Origin of the sequence: Pseudonocardia sp. SID8383 (assembly GCF_009864975.1) — a bacterium.
Taxonomy (GTDB): Bacteria; Actinomycetota; Actinomycetes; order Mycobacteriales; family Pseudonocardiaceae; genus Pseudonocardia; species Pseudonocardia alni.
In genome coordinates this window covers 1-411 of sequence record NZ_WWFY01001068.1, presented here as the reverse complement: position 1 = coordinate 411, position 411 = coordinate 1, and the positions used below count along the sequence as shown (strand labels likewise).

General features: G+C 76.4%; 1 pseudogene. It reads right to left on the bottom strand.

The features are described from left to right. Positions 1–323, bottom strand: a pseudogene (locus tag GTW08_RS25710) (hypothetical protein); the annotation flags it as partial. Between the last annotated feature and the right edge of the window lie 88 nt (positions 324–411).

The following is a 411-nucleotide window of genomic DNA, read 5'->3' as shown; positions in this document are numbered from 1 at the left end:
AGGGCGACGTCGAGGTCCCCGGCGGCGACGGCGTCGCGCCCGGCGGCCGCGGACGGCACGTCCCGGACCTCGACGGGCAGGCCGAGCCGCTCCCCGGCGGTCGTGACCGCCGCGGCGAGCGAGGCGTCCCCGGCGACCCCGACGGTGGGACGGTCGTCGCCGCCGGAGCCGAACACCGCGTAGGCGACCATGCCGCCGACGATGACCAGCACCATGATCGCGTTGCTGATCCAGAAGCTGCGCTTGTGCACCTGCACCCGGAACTCGCGACGCGCGACGAGCGCGACCGCGCGGTGCGCGGGCAGGGTGGCGGGCCCGGTCATGCGACGACCTCCCGGTACAGATCGGTCAGCGACGGCGTGGTGACGGTGAAGCCGCGCACCGGCCCGGTGGCGAGCGCCGCGGCGAGGA